Here is a 14,908-nt window from a genome sequence, read left to right as displayed (position 1 = left end):
GTTGCAGGTGGTCCTTTTTTTTTTGAAAGGCAGGCGGTAATTGATAAAGCAATCTGAATGATTTAATTATGCTATTCACATTAAGCAGTGGCGGTACCGGTTACAAGGTACCTGTTACAGGGCTTTATAACAAAGCTCAAAACAGCAGTTTCGCACGCGCTGTAACCTGAAACCTGTAAACTACTTGCAACGGATTTATGTAATTATTGATACCTGTGCATCCACTATGAAAATCACTCACTAAACCAAAGTATATGAAAGGCATACTGATCGTTTTAATGTCCCTGCTGGCAGCATCCGTACAGGCCGGCGATGATAAAAATATTGTTTCCTCGGTCTTAAGATCAGCGATGGTCTATCGCAGCGGCGCCGAGTTAACGCATAGCGCTAAAGTTTCGTTAAACCAGGGCAATAATGAATTGGTAATAGATAATATCAGCAACCGCATTGATATTAACAGTTTGCAAATAGGCAGTAATGGGAATGTTACGATCCTGTCTGTTGAATTTTCTACCGATTTTCTCCGGCCCGAAGTAAAGACGCCTGTTGTAAAAAGACTGGAAGATTCGCTGGACGTGATCAAAGATGAAATTACCAAAGTGCAGGTAGTGTTGAAGACCGATCAGGAACTGCTCGAGTTGTTGAAAGCAAACAAGGAGATCCGTGGTGATCAAACCGGGGTGAGCGTTACCGAGTTAACCAAAATGATGGATTACTATAAGAACAAAACGCTGGAACTGCAAAATGAGATCAGCCGGTATAAGGAAAGAGAGTCGAAACTATTTATTATTTCGGGTAAACTCACCAAACAGATAAAAGAAGAAGAGCAGAAGAATAACAAAACGATCGGTAAGCTGCTGCTGCAATTGTATAGTCCACTGGCCGGTCAGTACGATTTCAACATCTCATATGTAACACCCGCTGCTGGTTGGAACCCTTCCTATGATCTGCGGGTAGAGAATATCAATAAACCGGTTTCACTGGCTTATAAAGCCAGGTTGGTACAAAGCACCGGTATCGACTGGAAGCAGGTTAAGCTGGCATTGTCTACATCAGTGCCATCGCAGCATAGTAATGCGCCCGATGTAAAAGCCTGGTTCCTCGCATATGTTGATCCGGTAGGTTATGTGGCTCCTTACTACAGCAACAGGATAGCAGGTGTGGCTGCCCCTTCTGCGAATTTGGAAGAAGTGGTGGTAAGAGGATACAGCAATAGCGATGTTGCGGAAAGTGAAAAACAGGCAGCGGAGCCGGTGTATGTTGTGAATGGAACCATCATCAGTAAGGCAGAGTTCAGGAAGATCAGCAAGAGTGCTATAAAAAATATGGAAGTATTGAAAGATGCGCAGGCCACGGCTATTTACGGAAGCCGGGCCAATGGGGGTGCGGTTGTGGTGACCCTGAAAGAGATGGGTGATTACGTAGCGGTAAAAGACAACCAGTTGAATGTGGTCTTTGATATTGATCTGCCCTATGATGTTCCTTCGAATGGCAAGGAACAGAACGTGAACCTGAAAGATTACAAGATCCCGGCCCAATACAAATATTACAGCGCGCCCCGCCTCGATAAAGATGCTTACCTGCTGGGCGAGATCGTTGACTGGGAAGCCCTGAACCTGTTGCCGGGCGAAGCCAATATCATTTTTGAAGGGACCTATATCGGAAAAACCTCTGTTGATGCGGGTTCTGTGTTGGACACGCTGAACCTTACATTGGGCAGAGATAAAAGGGTAGTGGTGAACCGCGAAAGGCTGGCCGATTTCAGCAGTGTAAAATTCCTGGGGGCCAACAAGAAACAGACCCTTACCTATGAAATAACCGTACGCAACAATAAGAAAGAAGCTATTCAGATGGAGTTGCGGGATCAATACCCGGTGTCGACCAATAAAGACATTGAAGTGGAATTGCTGCAGCACGACGGTGCTGCGGTAAATACGGAGACAGGGATCTTAACCTGGAAGGCGCAGCTGGCGCCGGGTGAAATAAAAAAGTACCGGGTAAGTTATAGTGTGAAGTATCCGAAGGACAGGGCGATCAATTTGTAATAAACATAAAAAGTAATCCCTCCCGAAACACCGGGAGGGATTACTTTTTATAAGCTTTATTGTTTTACGATCTCGATCAATTCAACATCAAAGATCAGGGTAGAGCCTTCCTTGATGGTTGGGCCGGCCGGGTTATCGCCATAGGCCAGGTCTGAAGGAATGAAGAGTTTCCACTTGCTGCCAACAGACATTAATTGTAACGCTTCCGTCCAACCGGGAATTACATTCTTTAAACCAAGTGTAATGGGTTGACCGCGTTCAACGGAGCTGTCGAAAACAGTACCGTCGATCAGTGTACCATGATAATGCACTTTTACCTGGTCATCTGCGCTTGGTTTGGCACCGGTACCTTCTTTAATCACCTGGTATTGCAATCCGCTCGGTAAGGCAACTACACCGGCTTTCTTTTTATTTTCTGCCAGGAATGCTTCTCCGGCCTTTTTATTGGGCGATGCTTTCTCACTGCGTGCTTTCTGCATATAATTTACTATGCAGTTATTGACCTGGGTCTCATTCAGCAGGGCTTTATCAACTTTTGCATCAGCAAGGGCTTTCACCACTAACTGGTTGTTTATATCGCTTATGCCCTGGGCTTTATAAAAGCTGGCAATGCTGAGGCCAATGGCATAACTAAATGAATCGGCAGAATTTTTCAGGATGGGTGCAGTGGGGGCGGTAGCTGCAGTTTTTTTCGTTGGAGCGGGTTTTTGAGTAGCTGTAACAGGCTTTTTCTTGGCTGGCGCCTGGGCCAATATTGCAGTGGCGGGTAAACAGGCTAAGACCAACAGCACAGATTTTTTCATTATCTAAATTTTAGGGATCAAAAGTAAGTGAATGAAACGAATTCATTGTTGAATTATTGCCACTTACCGGCTTGTGACCTGCTAGTATCAGCCATTTTAGCCGGCTGGGCATTTCCCCGGTTCTTATACTTGTGTTCATACGGCGCACCTGACACAATGGCCAGCATGTCTTTTTCCAGGGAAAGTACCGGCGATTCCACGATCCGGCCCCATTCACGGCCGTCTTCATAAATGACCAGGGTAGGTACGCGAAGGATGTTCAAACCCCGTTCTTCATGGCCGGGACTTTGTTTGTAAGCGGTATCGCTGTTATTGAGATTGATCAATTGTATCTGCGACGGTTTTACCTGGCAATAGTCAAGGATCTTATAGATCCGGGGCACTTCCCGCCGGCTGTCGCCACACCAGGTGCCCATGAACAACAGGAACTGCTTATGCTTCAGTAGGGGTTTTAATTGAACGGCCGTGCTGCTGTCAACCAGGTATGCTTCGAAATTTTTGGTAAACCACACATCGAATGGCGCGCGGGCCAGGCGTTCGCGGCTACTCTTGCCGAGCAGGATGAGATTGCCTCTTTTATCGGTGGCTTCTCGATTCATAGCTTGGGTTTGTTGGTTATACAAATTATGAGTGCAGGCAGAAACTGCGTAAAAGAACATAGCTATTACAGTTATATTAAGTTGCATAGTAGAAAATTGGTGAGTGATTAAAATGCGGAAAGCGGAACGTGGAACGCAGAACGCTCGATGCTGAACGGCAATGCAAAAGCTAAACTCGAGCGCAGAACGCTCAATGCTGAACGACAATGCAAAACGCTAAACGCGGAACGCAGAACGCCGGACGCTCAACGGTTAACCCGGAGTGTACAACGCATAAGTTCCCACCAGGGCTTTGGCTGGGCAGACACAAATTACCTGCGTATAACACCTCGGGGGGATTATGCCTTGCGTTGATTAATCTGGTCACCAGCAGGCACGCAAACCAGTTGTATTAATAGAGTATTTGGCGTTAAGCGTTGGGCGTAAAGCGCGGAGGCTGGAAAATAGCAGCGGTAAATGACTCAGGGATCACGTCGATATAGGTCATTACATAAATGACCGGTATTGCAGGCGCTTGCCAGGAAGACGGCCCTTCATGGAACAGGATGATCTCAACGGTCTTTTCTTTTAATGTGCCCGCAGGGTAGTGGGCAGTATCTTTATGCAGGTCGAGCAAAGGTTTTACGCAATCGCATCGCGTTGACGTATAGATAGAGGCGAACCGGCAATTCCAATAGCTGATCAGCTTGCCATATTGCAATGCAAGAAAGGCTGTTAAACATATGATGGCGGTCAGTGATCGCACATGACAGGATTACGTGAGATGGAAAAAATACTAAGAATAAAGAGAACTGACTAATTTTGATCCCATCAATTTTAATATATTTTATGAGTACATATATTAAACCTTTGGAAATCCGCTGGTCTGATCTTGATCCCAATTTTCATTTACGCCATTCTGTTTATTATGATTTTGGGGCCTATGTACGCGTGTCTTTCCTGGGTGAACATGGTTTAACGCCTTCGTTTATGATCAAACACCAGTTTGGCCCTATTCTTTTCCGGGAAGAATGTGTGTTCCGACGGGAGTTAAAAATGGGCGATACCATTACTATAGATGTTCAACTATTGAGAACCCGGCCCGACTTTTCGCGCTGGAGCATTCAGCATAATATTAGGAAAAATGGCGATGAAATCGCTGCAATACTTACTGTTGACGGTGCATGGATGGATGTAGTGCAGCGTAAACTTACGGTTCCGCCCGATACAGTAAAACATGTATTTGAGAAAATGCCTAAGGCTGAACAGTTTGCGTGGGATAAATAAGGGAAGGCTTAACAACTTTTTACCATTTAACACGTTATTTTAGCTGAATTATTATAAATATCACTATGAAAAGAATTGTATTACCCCTGTTACTTCTTACCAGTGTTGCTTCATTTGCACAAAGTGGCTTATTGAAGAAAGCAAGTGGCATTTTGAATAAAGCGACCGGTGGCAGCACTACTTCCTTAAGCAATGAAGACATTGTTGCCGGTTTAAAAGAAGCATTGAGTGTTGGTGCAACCAATAGTGCTAATAAATTATCTGCGGTAGACGGATTTTTCGCCAATGCCGCCATTAAAGTGCTGATGCCGCCCGAAGCAAAAAAAGTTGAAAATGCATTACGTACGGCGGGGATGGGCAAATTGGTTGACAATGCGATTTTGTCGATGAACCGGGCTGCCGAAGAAGCCAGCAAATCTGCAGCGCCTATCTTTGTGAATGCGGTAAAGACCATGAGCATTCAGGATGCGTTGGGCATTTTAAAAGGTAGTGATACAGCCGCTACCGGTTACCTGCGCAGTAAAACGGTAACGGCCCTTACCAGTGCTTTTCGTCCGGTAATTGATACGGCTTTACAAAAAACATCGGCTACCCAATACTGGAAAACAGTATTCGATGCATACAACAAACTGCCCACCACCTTTAATAAAATAAACCCCGACTTAGCGGGTTATGTTACCGAGAAGTCGTTGAGCGGAATGTTCTACCAGGTTGCTCAGGAAGAACAAAAGATCCGTAAAGATCCTGCTGCGCGAGTATCTGATATTCTGAAAAAAGTGTTTGGCAGCTAATTTATCTTCCGTCTGCTTTGAGATTTATTATAAATTGCATCCCCCGACCAGTCGGGGGTGTTTTTTTTATAATACAACAGTCACATGATCTCGAAAACACTTTCTCTCTACAAAAGTGCTTATAGTGGTTTGTCTCCATCTACCTGGTGGCTGTCGTTTGTTATGTTGGTGAACCGCAGCGGTACCATGGTCTTGCCATTCCTCACCATTTATCTTACCAGTCCATCCATGGGATATAGCATTGGCCAGGCTGGTGTAGTAATGGCATTGTTTGGATTGGGTTCAGTAACCGGTGGCTTCATCGGCGGAAAATTAACCGATCGCCTGGGCTTTCATCCTGTTCAGCTGATTACCTTATCGGGTGGTGGTGTGTTGTTTATGGTGTTGGGACAGATGAGATCTTTTCCCCTGATCTGTTTATTCACTTTTTTGCTGAGCATGGTGAATGAAGCATTCCGGCCTGCTAATTCAACCGCCATTGTTGCCTATAGCAAAGAAGGCGCCCGTACCCGTTCGTATGCACTTAACCGCTTGGCCATTAACCTGGGCTGGGCCGTGGGAAGCGCTATTGGCGGTTTACTGGCGGCCATTAATTATGAATTATTGTTTTGGGTAGATGGCGCCACCAATCTTACAGCTGCTGTGCTCCTCTGGTATTTCCTGCATCCATCAAAACAGGTTAAGCAGGAAAAAAAAGAAAGCATGGCCGATCCTTCCCATTCACCGTACCACGATAAAGTTTACCTGTGGTTCATTTTATTGACCATTCTGTTTGCAGCTTGCTTTTTCCAGTTATTCACTAACCTGAATGCCTACTACAAGATTGCGCTTCATTTCAACGAAGCCTTCATTGGTTTAATTGGCGCATTGAACGGGGTAATGATCGCTGTTATTGAAATGGTACTGATCTTTAAACTGGAAGGCCGGCGGTCAAGCCTTTTTTATATAACCAGGGGCTCGATACTCGTAGGGATTGCTTATTTAATGCTGAACATTTTTCATATCGATCATGTGATGGCCCTGGTGATGATGGTAGTGATGACCATGGGTGAAATTCTGGTCTTGCCATTTATGAACACTTTCTGGACTTCCCGCAGTGCTGACCATAATCGGGGCCAATACGCAGGCTTGTATACAATTGCCTGGTCAATAGCGCAAACGGCCGGACCTTTCCTGGGATCGCAGGTTGCTGAACATGCCGGCTTCGATGTCTTGTGGTGGCTATTGGGGGGCACCAGCATTTTGACCGCTATTGGATTCATCTGGTTGCGCAAAGCGTACAAACTGTAATTGCTGGTAATCAGCGCTTGCATTTGCATCTATTTGAATATAAGCTTCACTGACGACTGCCTTCATTATCTCATTATCATATTATCACATTATTTTTGCGGCATGTCTCCCGAAAAATTTCAGATGTTCCGCAACCGGCTTACCAAAGTATACCGGCATATCGGCAAGCAGGCGCGCCGCCAGGGCATTACCTGTTACCGGATCTACGATCATGATCTGCCTGAATTTGCTTTATGTATTGAACGGTACGGCGATAATATCTACCTGGCCGAATATAAGCGGAAATTTGAAATGGCAGAAGCTGAGCACGAAGCCTGGCTGGAAACCACGATCGAGCTGATCTGCGAAGTGCTGCAAATGCCGGCCGATAATGTTTACATCAAAGAAAGGCAGCGCAAACCGGGCCGGCTGGGGCAATACCAGCGGGTAGCTGAAGAAGGCGCCAATTTTATTGTTGAAGAAGCCGGACTGAAATTTAAGGTGAACCTGAGCGATTATCTCGATACCGGTCTCTTCCTGGATCACCGCATAACGCGGGGTATGGTGCGGGATGAAGCGAGTGGAAAGCGGGTACTGAACCTCTTTTGTTATACCGGATCCTTTTCTGTATATGCAGCTGCCGGTAATGCGGCCAGTGTTACTTCGGTGGATCTGTCAAAGACCTATTTGCAATGGGCCGAAGAGAATATGCGGCTGAATAATTTTTTCGATGAAAAAAAGCATCACTATGTACATGCCGATGTAAAACAATACCTCGATACCCTGGCACCTGGTTCTTTCGACTTGGTGATCATGGACCCGCCTACTTTCAGCAACAGCAAGCGCATGAAAGATTTTCTCGACATCCAGCGTGATCATCCTGAATTACTGAATAAAACATTACGCGCCTTAACGCCCGGCGGCACCATCTACTTCAGCACCAATTACCGCAAGTTTGAACTGAACCATGCGCTCATCGATGCAAGCGACATCAAAGACATTACGCGCGCTACAACGCCTTTTGATTTTGAAGGAAAGCTGTTTCGGTATTGTTTTAAATTAAAGCGGTGACGGGCTAGGTAAGTGGATCATGGAGCATTGTTTTTGCAATGTAGGAATGACAATTAGCTAATTTGCTAATTAGCTAATGTGCTAATGGCGAAAGCATGTATTCATTAGCACATCAGCACATCAGCTAATCAGCATATCGTTTACCTGATCTGCCCCCTTACCAATCCCGGTCCATGGCGGCGGGAATGGGCATTTACATACATGGGGTTATTAATAAGTTGATTATACATCGCATCATCCAGCGGATTCGAGATCTTCAATACGCCAAAGTCATTAATATTATTAGCCAGGAATATAAGCGGCGGGCCATTGGTGCCGGCTGCACCCGGATGAATATGGGCTACTGTTAGCGTATCATTGCTTTCGAGGTTATTCACCGTTACGATCGAATAAAGTACTTTATCGTGCGTGAGCCGTAAGATGGCCGTGCCCGTAGCGGTGGTATTAACAGGAGGCACTTCATTGGCGCCGGTAAGCGCTATATCTCTTGCCAGCACAACTTCTTTGTCAAGCTGCCCACGCGCGATCCCGGCGGGCGCCTGCTGCGAGTGAACATTTACATATACCGGTCGGCTTAACAGTGTATCTATTTGTCCCTGCCTTAGCCCGGTAACAATACCCATGGTGCCGGCCCCGGTAAAACTGGGGTTGAAGGGAATGAGGATGCCGCCGGAAGTACCGGCGTCGCCGGTATGAATATGTGCATTGGTCAATTGATCGCTGGGGGAGAGATTGTGAATATGCAGGTTGTATTTCAGCGAATTATCTGACAGCAATTCAATGGATGCATCGCCCTCTTCATTTCTGCCTGGCGGCGCAGGCACTTCATTGACTGCTTTTATATCCACGTGCCATTCCCTCACAATGCCCGGGCCTTCGTCGTCATCATTATCACAACCGGAAAACACCATAGCAAGCCATACAAAACCCGCTACCGTTAGAGGCAGTAATTTTTTCATATTATGGAGTGTTTGTCATATAATACGAAGGGGCAGGAGGGGAGGTTGCTTTATATTCCAGGTTCAAAGTTCTAAGCATAACAATAAAATGCCGGACAGCAGGTTCATGTCCGGCATTTTATTTAAACGATGATTACAAAAACTATTGTTCAGTAAGCGGAATATCTCTTTTCAGCATCTCGTTGCGGTTGGCCATTTCCCAGGCTGTATAAAAGATCAGCTGTGCCCTTTTGGCCATGAGCTTGTAATTGATCTTGTCAGGAGTATCGGTGGGGCGGTGATAATCGTTATGGGTGCCATTAAAATAGAAAATGATCGGTACCCCTTTACGGGCGAAATTATAATGGTCGCTGCGGTAATAAATGCGTTCGGGATCTTTTGGAGCATTGTATTTATAGTCCAGTTCCAGTTTGGTGTATTTCTTATTCATGGCCTCGCTGATCGGGCGCAGGTCAGAGCTGAGCTTATCATCACCTACCACATATACATAGTTGGTGCTATCGCCTTCCTTACGCTTCGGGTCGATCCGGCCGATCATATCGATGTTCAGATCAACTGTTGTTTTTTCCAGCGGGAATAAGGGATGATCGCTATAGTGTTCAGACCCCCACAGGCCTTTTTCCTCGCCTGAAACAGCCATGAACACAATGGAGCGGCGGGGACCTTTACCGGCCGCTTTTGCTTTTGTAAATGCTTCGGCCAGTTCGAGGATACTTACCGTGCCCGAACCATCATCATCGGCGCCGTAGTAGATCACGGAATCGCCGCGTTTGCCAAGGTGATCGTAATGCGCCGTAATAAAAACATACTCGTCTTTTTTATCACCGCCTTCCAGAAAACCGATCACATTGGTGCTGGTGAGTTCATTCAATTCTTTTTTTATTTCCAGCTTAATATTGGCTTCGTAGGTTTTAGGTTGCAGATATCCGTTCCTGCCTGCTTCTTTGGCCGTTTCATAATCGCTGCCCATGATCGCTTTGGCCACCTCTTCAGAAATATAATAGGTATTCGGAAGAATGGTTTTTTTGAATCCATGCAGATGCTGACCTCCCTTGTTAGGCAGACTGCGGCGGGGAAAACCGCTTTGCACCATTAAAATAGCGGCAGCGCCTTTTTTCAGCGCCGCATCCACCACGGCAAACTGGTTGAACCGCGTACGGCTGCCCGCACTCGTGCCTCCGGAAGCAGGGGGAGCGGCGCCCTGCATTACCAACACGATCTTGCCTTGCGCATTCAGATCTTTGTAAGCATTTTGACTGCTGTCGGTAGTGCCGAAACCGGCAAAAAGCACTTCGCTGCCTAATAAGGTGCTGGTATGCGACATGTTGATGTTTATAGAAAAATCAGTGGCTAAGGCAAACTGTTTTCCATTCACTTCTATAGCAGCGCTGATCAGGGAATCCTGGTAAATGGGGAAGGGCGCCTGAAAGTTTCCTTTGTTACCGGCTTGCAGGCCCAGTGATTTGAATTGATCTTCGATATAAGCGGCCGCTTTTCGTTGTCCTTCCGTGGCGGTTTCGCGGCCTTCCATACCGGCGCCTGCCACAATGTACAGGTGTTTCTTAAGATCGTCTGGCGTTATTGAATTGGCAAATGGCCTGGGGTCGCCGATCTTCTGCGCCTGTGCAGCGGCAGTTGCGGCTATAGCCATAACCAGGAACATCCTTCTCATATTGTGATTTTTGTTTGATCTCAAAAATAAATGAGTTCGCTTATTTTTTAAGGAAAGATTGTTGAATGGTGGATGATAAATGGGCAATGGTGAATGTTGTTGTTACCGGTTTCCGGTTTCCGGTTACCAGGCCCTTAATGCAGCAAGTCTGCCAATACTCAGCCTGCCATTGGTTTGTGCCCCGGCAACTGGTAACTGGCAACAGGTAACTGAATTTCACGTAAGCTGGAACTTGTAAGGCAACTTTATCCTTCGAACTCACTCAATTCCAACCAACGCATTTCCTTTTCATCCAGCAGGTTGGTGATCTCGCTTATGCGCACCGATAATTGCTGCAACTGGTCAAAAGGCAAAGAGCCGCTGTTCAATTGCTCCGTAATGGTTGCTTTTTCTTGTTCCAGCCTGGTTATATCCTGCTGCAATTGTTCAAACTCCCTTTTTTCCTTATACGATAATTTCCGCTTTTCAGGCGCTGCGGCCGCGGCGGGTTTCACTTCTGTTTTTGCGGCTGCTTTTGTATCAGTTTTTTCCTCTTCTTCTTTATCCTTTAACCATAACCGGTATTGGGAATAGTTACCCGGGAAGTCGCGGATAACGCCATCGCCTTCAAACACAAAAAGGTGATCAACGAGACGGTCCATAAAATACCGGTCATGGGATACGATCAGTAAACAACCGGGATAATCGCTGAGGAAGTTCTCCAGTACGCCAAGTGTAGGCAGATCGAGGTCATTGGTAGGTTCGTCGAGTATCAGGAAGTTGGGATTGCGGAAGAGGATGGATAATAAATGCAGGCGCCTTTTTTCACCACCGCTGAGTTTGGAAATATAGGTGTATTGCTGCTCGGGCGGAAAGAGGAATAATTGCAGGAACTGCGCGGCGCTTAATGCGCCACCACTGGCCAGCGGAAAGCTTTCAGCCATGCTTTTAACAAATTCAATTACCCGCATATCTTCTTTCAGCACCAGTCCCTGCTGCGAGTAGTTGCCGAAAATGACCGTTTCACCAATATTGATCTTGCCGCTGTCGGCCGTTTCCAAACCCTGCAGGATATTCAGGAAGGTGGACTTCCCAACGCCGTTTTTACCCACCACGCCAATGCGTTCGCCTTTTTTAAAAGTGTAATCGAAACCTTTCAGGATCGGTTTATCGCCATAGCTCTTGTACACTTTCTTCAATTCGATCACTTTACCGCCCAGGCGGTTCATTTTCATTTGCAATTCCAGCTGTGCATCTTCAATGCGCTTCTTGGCTTTGGCTTCTATCTTGTAAAAATTATCCTGGCGGCTTTTGCTTTTGGTCGTGCGCGCTTTGGGCTGTTTGCGCATCCATTCCAGCTCCTTACGGTAGGTATTGCGTGCTTTTTCTATGCTGGCAGCATCGCTTTCCTGGCGGGCCGCTTTCTTCTCGATGTAATTCTCATAATCGCCTTTGTAAACGAAGAGCTCGCTGCCATCCAGTTCCCAGATCTCTTCGCATACCGAATCCAGGAAATAACGGTCGTGGGTCACCAGCAGCAGCGTAACATTTTGCTGATCGAGATAATTTTCCAGCCATTCCACCATTTCTATATCCAGGTGGTTGGTAGGCTCGTCCATGATCAGTAGCACATGTTTATGTTCAAAGCCGATATCGATCAGCGTTTTGGCCAGGGCAACGCGTTTTCGCTGACCGCCGGAAAGGGTATTTATCGGCTGGTTGAGGTGATGAATATTCAGTTTGCCCAGGATCTGTTTTACCTTGGCGTCGAAGTCCCAGGCGCCCAGCTCATCCATTTTTACAATGGCTGCACCCAGTTTTTCGGGGTCACCTTCTTCACTGATCGCTTCATATTCCCTGATGGCATTGATAACGGGGTGATTATGGTAGAAGATATTGTCGAGTATCGAGCCCTTTTCATCGAAAACAGGGTCCTGCTCAAACAGCGCTACGGTCACTTCTTTATTGATCCAGGCCGTGCCGCTATCGGCCGTTTCCTTACCCGCGAGGATCCGCAAGAGGGTGCTTTTGCCACTGCCGTTACGGGCTACCAGCGCTATTTTATCGCCTTCTTCAACGTGAAAAGAAATATTCTCAAACAATGGTTTTACGCCAAACGACTTGCCGAGCGCTTCTACAGATACATAATGCATGGCGCAAAGATAGTTGAAAACAGTTACCGGTCACCAGGCGCCGGTTGCCTGCAACCGGTTGCAATTACAAGTCCCAGGTTGCTGTGTTTCAAGATGCAGCTCGTGCTCGCCCCTGTTCCCCTGCAACTTGTAACCTGTAACTGTATTTTCATTGCCCGCTGGCACGTAACTTACAGTAAAGTACTGATTGGTTTATCTCATCAACCATATTATCCTCGTGCTCTTATGGCTGCTATTCGGGATACTGCACAGCGTACTGGCGGCCGATGGGTGGAAGCGCCTCATGCAGCGCTGGCTGGGAGCCAGGTATAAATATTATCATTTTTCCTATTCGGTGTTTGCGGCGGTCACCCTCATTGGTATCCTCGTGTTTCAATACACGATGGACAGCCACTTCTTATTCATAATGCCCGGTTGGCTAATGCTCTTGTGCTGTTTACCTGCGCTGGCGGGCCTAGCTATCATGGCGGTAGTGATCAGGAAATACTTTTTCTCACTCAGTGGCATCAGCGTATTTTATAAAGAAGAAGCGCCGCTGGCGCTGGAGCAGGGTGGAATGCACCGCTATGTCCGGCATCCGCTGTATTTCGGCACTTTGCTCTTTATCTGGTCGCTCTTCCTCTTATTTCCTTACCTGAATAATCTGTTGGCCTGTCTGGTTATAACGCTGTACACGGTTTTTGGCGCCCGGTTGGAAGAAAAAAAGCTGGTGGCTCAGTTCGGGGAGCAATACCGGCGCTATCAACAAACGGTTCCCATGCTGATCCCGCGCCTGACCGTACCGCGCGCTCCCGGAAGCACTTAACTTTCCCGCCATTTGATATTGCAGCCAATGCTTGGTTTCTGGTCAGCCGGAACGGGCTTTCCTTCGATCAAATGATCCAATGCATTGCGGATATCTGATCCCGTGACCGGTTTGTCGTTGCCAGGGCGTGCATCATCGAGCTGACCGCGATAGACCAGCACCAGCTTGCTGTCGAAAATAAAGAAATCGGGTGTGCAGGCTGCTTCATATGCTTTGGCCACATCCTGTGACGCATCGTATAAATAGGGGAATGGATACTTCAGTTGTTCGGCCACCAGTTTCATCTGATCGGGACCATCCTGCGGATAACCGGCCACATCATTGGAGCTGATGGCAATAAAACCGATGCCCTTGTTTTTATAGTCATTCGCCAATTGTACAAGTTCGGTATTCACATGTTTTACAAAAGGGCAATGGTTGCAGATGAACATGATCACGGTGGCGGTGGCGCCTTTTAAATCCTGCAGCGAAAACTCTTTTCCACTAACCGTATCGGGCAAGGTAAAGTCGGGTGCTTTTTTGCCCAGTGCTGTCATAACAGAAGGTGTGCGTGCCATAATGAATGTATAAAGTGTCGCGTTTAATTGTTACCAGGTTCTATATCTAAACAGCTGTTTTCTCAAATGGTTTTGGCCATGTTAAAGGCCATAGCGGTACATCAGCCACATGATCAATGCGGTAATCACCAGCACCAGCACCCATTTGTATTTATCCCACACATGACGTTGCTTTTTATTGGCCATTGCCTGTTGTATGGATGATAGGGCGGTGGCATCATCACCGGCCAAGCGTAGCAACCGTTCAGCGATGGGCATAAAGAATTTCTTAGGCAGGGGCAGGGCGGCGGTCAACACGCTTTGAATGATCTCGCGGTTGATGGTTGTATTATGCTGTTCATGCAAAATGCCAATGGCATTATCTGTCAGTAAATCGCGAATATGCAGGCTCACGGCATCATAACGAAGGTGAAAGATATTCATGGAGGCAACATACTGTTGCAGCAGGCGGCATTCCTGCAGGATACGGGCAGGGGTGAGCGGGGCGCTGGCAAATGAGTTACCGGTGCTGCGCACATACCAGCGTTGATAATGGTAGGCTTCCCGCTTTTTTGGGTCGCTCAGTGTCTTGTACGCTTCCTGTATTTCCCGGAACTGGGCTGCCGCCATATGACTACCACCATGTTTGTCGGGATGGTATTGCTGCGCCAGCCGCCTGAATGAGCGTTTGATCTCCTGCAGGGAAGCGGTCGAGGGCAGACCGAGAATTTTATAATAGTCTTTTACCTGATTCATTGGGCAATGGTCAATGGTGAATGGTCAATGGGCAATGGTCAATGATGAAGGGCAAAGCTACGGTTAAACGGTGAGTGAGTAACTAGTGGCTGATAGTTAGTAGCTAGTGGTGCTTTTATTCGTCACTCGCGACATTTAGCGACTCTCGCGTCATTTCTGCCATTCCCCATTCGCCACTCGCCATTTGCCATTGCTGCCTTTTTC

General features: G+C 46.9%; 14 protein-coding genes. 6 read left to right on the top strand and 8 right to left on the bottom strand.

All coding sequences use genetic code 11. The annotated features are described in order from the left end of the window. Positions 1 to 254 precede the first annotated feature (254 nt). The gene (locus JT717_RS20375; RefSeq protein ID WP_205512883.1) at positions 255 to 2,045 is read left to right on the top strand and encodes a DUF4139 domain-containing protein; all 1,791 of its coding nucleotides are present in this window, start codon (positions 255 to 257) and stop codon (positions 2,043 to 2,045) included. Between the two features lie 56 nt (positions 2,046 to 2,101). Here the strand turns inward: JT717_RS20375 and bamJ are convergent, their stop codons facing one another. The 3 genes from bamJ to JT717_RS20360 all read right to left on the bottom strand — a co-directional run bounded on the left by bamJ (position 2,102) and on the right by JT717_RS20360 (position 4,192). Continuing rightward, positions 2,102 to 2,848 (bottom strand): BamJ family beta-barrel-assembly machinery protein, encoded by a 747-nt coding sequence (gene bamJ / locus JT717_RS20370; protein WP_205512882.1) that lies wholly within the window; start codon positions 2,846 to 2,848, stop codon positions 2,102 to 2,104. A 53-nt stretch (positions 2,849 to 2,901) separates the two neighbouring features. Beyond that, positions 2,902 to 3,447, bottom strand: coding sequence for a thioredoxin family protein (locus JT717_RS20365; RefSeq protein ID WP_205512881.1), 546 nt, complete (start codon positions 3,445 to 3,447; stop codon positions 2,902 to 2,904). Between the two features lie 409 nt (positions 3,448 to 3,856). Beyond that, positions 3,857 to 4,192, bottom strand: a complete 336-nt coding sequence (locus tag JT717_RS20360) for a hypothetical protein (protein ID WP_205512880.1) — start codon at positions 4,190 to 4,192, stop codon at positions 3,857 to 3,859. An 83-nt stretch (positions 4,193 to 4,275) separates the two neighbouring features. Here JT717_RS20360 and JT717_RS20355 point away from each other — a divergent pair, with 83 nt between their 5' ends. The 4 genes from JT717_RS20355 to JT717_RS20340 all read left to right on the top strand — a co-directional run bounded on the left by JT717_RS20355 (position 4,276) and on the right by JT717_RS20340 (position 7,844). Next, on the top strand, positions 4,276 to 4,713 hold the full coding sequence (locus tag JT717_RS20355; protein ID WP_205512879.1) for an acyl-CoA thioesterase: 438 nt from the start codon (positions 4,276 to 4,278) through the stop codon (positions 4,711 to 4,713). A 65-nt stretch (positions 4,714 to 4,778) separates the two neighbouring features. Continuing rightward, a complete protein-coding gene (locus JT717_RS20350; protein WP_205512878.1) occupies positions 4,779 to 5,504 on the top strand; it encodes a DUF4197 domain-containing protein in 726 nt (241 codons plus the stop codon). A gap of 84 nt (positions 5,505 to 5,588) precedes the next feature. Next, a complete protein-coding gene (locus JT717_RS20345) occupies positions 5,589 to 6,794 on the top strand; it encodes an MFS transporter (RefSeq protein WP_205512877.1) in 1,206 nt (401 codons plus the stop codon). 102 nt (positions 6,795 to 6,896) lie between these two features. After that, positions 6,897 to 7,844 (top strand): class I SAM-dependent methyltransferase, encoded by a 948-nt coding sequence (locus JT717_RS20340; protein ID WP_205512876.1) that lies wholly within the window; start codon positions 6,897 to 6,899, stop codon positions 7,842 to 7,844. A 140-nt stretch (positions 7,845 to 7,984) separates the two neighbouring features. Here the strand turns inward: JT717_RS20340 and JT717_RS20335 are convergent, their stop codons facing one another. The 3 genes from JT717_RS20335 to JT717_RS20325 form a co-directional block, all read right to left on the bottom strand. Then, positions 7,985 to 8,803, bottom strand: coding sequence for a CHRD domain-containing protein (locus JT717_RS20335; protein WP_205512875.1), 819 nt, complete (start codon positions 8,801 to 8,803; stop codon positions 7,985 to 7,987). A 142-nt stretch (positions 8,804 to 8,945) separates the two neighbouring features. Further along, the gene (locus JT717_RS20330; RefSeq protein WP_205512874.1) at positions 8,946 to 10,475 is read right to left on the bottom strand and encodes a M28 family peptidase; all 1,530 of its coding nucleotides are present in this window, start codon (positions 10,473 to 10,475) and stop codon (positions 8,946 to 8,948) included. 245 nt (positions 10,476 to 10,720) lie between these two features. Beyond that, complete coding sequence (locus JT717_RS20325; protein WP_205512873.1) at positions 10,721 to 12,607, bottom strand: ABC-F family ATP-binding cassette domain-containing protein; 1,887 nt, start codon at positions 12,605 to 12,607, stop codon at positions 10,721 to 10,723. A gap of 187 nt (positions 12,608 to 12,794) precedes the next feature. On the opposite strand from JT717_RS20325, the gene JT717_RS20320 reads away from it, so the two are divergent. After that, positions 12,795 to 13,412 (top strand): methyltransferase family protein, encoded by a 618-nt coding sequence (locus tag JT717_RS20320; RefSeq protein WP_205512872.1) that lies wholly within the window; start codon positions 12,795 to 12,797, stop codon positions 13,410 to 13,412. Here JT717_RS20320 and JT717_RS20315 read toward each other — a convergent pair. Together JT717_RS20315 and JT717_RS20310 are read right to left on the bottom strand one after the other, a co-directional pair. After that, positions 13,409 to 13,969 carry a thioredoxin family protein gene (locus tag JT717_RS20315; RefSeq protein WP_205512871.1) on the bottom strand — a complete coding sequence of 187 codons (561 nt, stop codon included), beginning with the start codon at positions 13,967 to 13,969 and terminating at the stop codon, positions 13,409 to 13,411. The genes JT717_RS20320 and JT717_RS20315 overlap by 4 nt on opposite strands. 81 nt (positions 13,970 to 14,050) lie before the next feature. Beyond that, positions 14,051 to 14,704: a J domain-containing protein gene (locus JT717_RS20310; protein ID WP_205512870.1), complete on the bottom strand. Its 654-nt coding sequence runs from the start codon at positions 14,702 to 14,704 to the stop codon at positions 14,051 to 14,053. Positions 14,705 to 14,908: the final 204 nt, after the last annotated feature.

Source organism: Longitalea arenae (assembly GCF_016924755.1).
Classification (GTDB): Bacteria; Bacteroidota; Bacteroidia; order Chitinophagales; family Chitinophagaceae; genus Niastella; species Niastella arenae.
The sequence above is the reverse complement of the archived record's forward strand: the minus strand, read 5'-3'. Positions and strand labels throughout refer to the sequence as shown.

Coding starts and splice junctions, on each gene's coding strand:
- JT717_RS20375 (WP_205512883.1), top strand. CDS start 255: ATGAAAGGCATACTGATCGTTTTAATGTCCCTGCTGGCAGCATCCGTA.
- bamJ (WP_205512882.1), bottom strand. CDS start 2,848: ATGAAAAAATCTGTGCTGTTGGTCTTAGCCTGTTTACCCGCCACTGCA.
- JT717_RS20365 (WP_205512881.1), bottom strand. CDS start 3,447: ATGAATCGAGAAGCCACCGATAAAAGAGGCAATCTCATCCTGCTCGGC.
- JT717_RS20355 (WP_205512879.1), top strand. CDS start 4,276: ATGAGTACATATATTAAACCTTTGGAAATCCGCTGGTCTGATCTTGAT.
- JT717_RS20350 (WP_205512878.1), top strand. CDS start 4,779: ATGAAAAGAATTGTATTACCCCTGTTACTTCTTACCAGTGTTGCTTCA.
- JT717_RS20345 (WP_205512877.1), top strand. CDS start 5,589: ATGATCTCGAAAACACTTTCTCTCTACAAAAGTGCTTATAGTGGTTTG.
- JT717_RS20340 (WP_205512876.1), top strand. CDS start 6,897: ATGTCTCCCGAAAAATTTCAGATGTTCCGCAACCGGCTTACCAAAGTA.
- JT717_RS20335 (WP_205512875.1), bottom strand. CDS start 8,803: ATGAAAAAATTACTGCCTCTAACGGTAGCGGGTTTTGTATGGCTTGCT.
- JT717_RS20330 (WP_205512874.1), bottom strand. CDS start 10,475: ATGAGAAGGATGTTCCTGGTTATGGCTATAGCCGCAACTGCCGCTGCA.
- JT717_RS20325 (WP_205512873.1), bottom strand. CDS start 12,607: ATGCATTATGTATCTGTAGAAGCGCTCGGCAAGTCGTTTGGCGTAAAA.
- JT717_RS20315 (WP_205512871.1), bottom strand. CDS start 13,969: ATGGCACGCACACCTTCTGTTATGACAGCACTGGGCAAAAAAGCACCC.
- JT717_RS20310 (WP_205512870.1), bottom strand. CDS start 14,704: ATGAATCAGGTAAAAGACTATTATAAAATTCTCGGTCTGCCCTCGACC.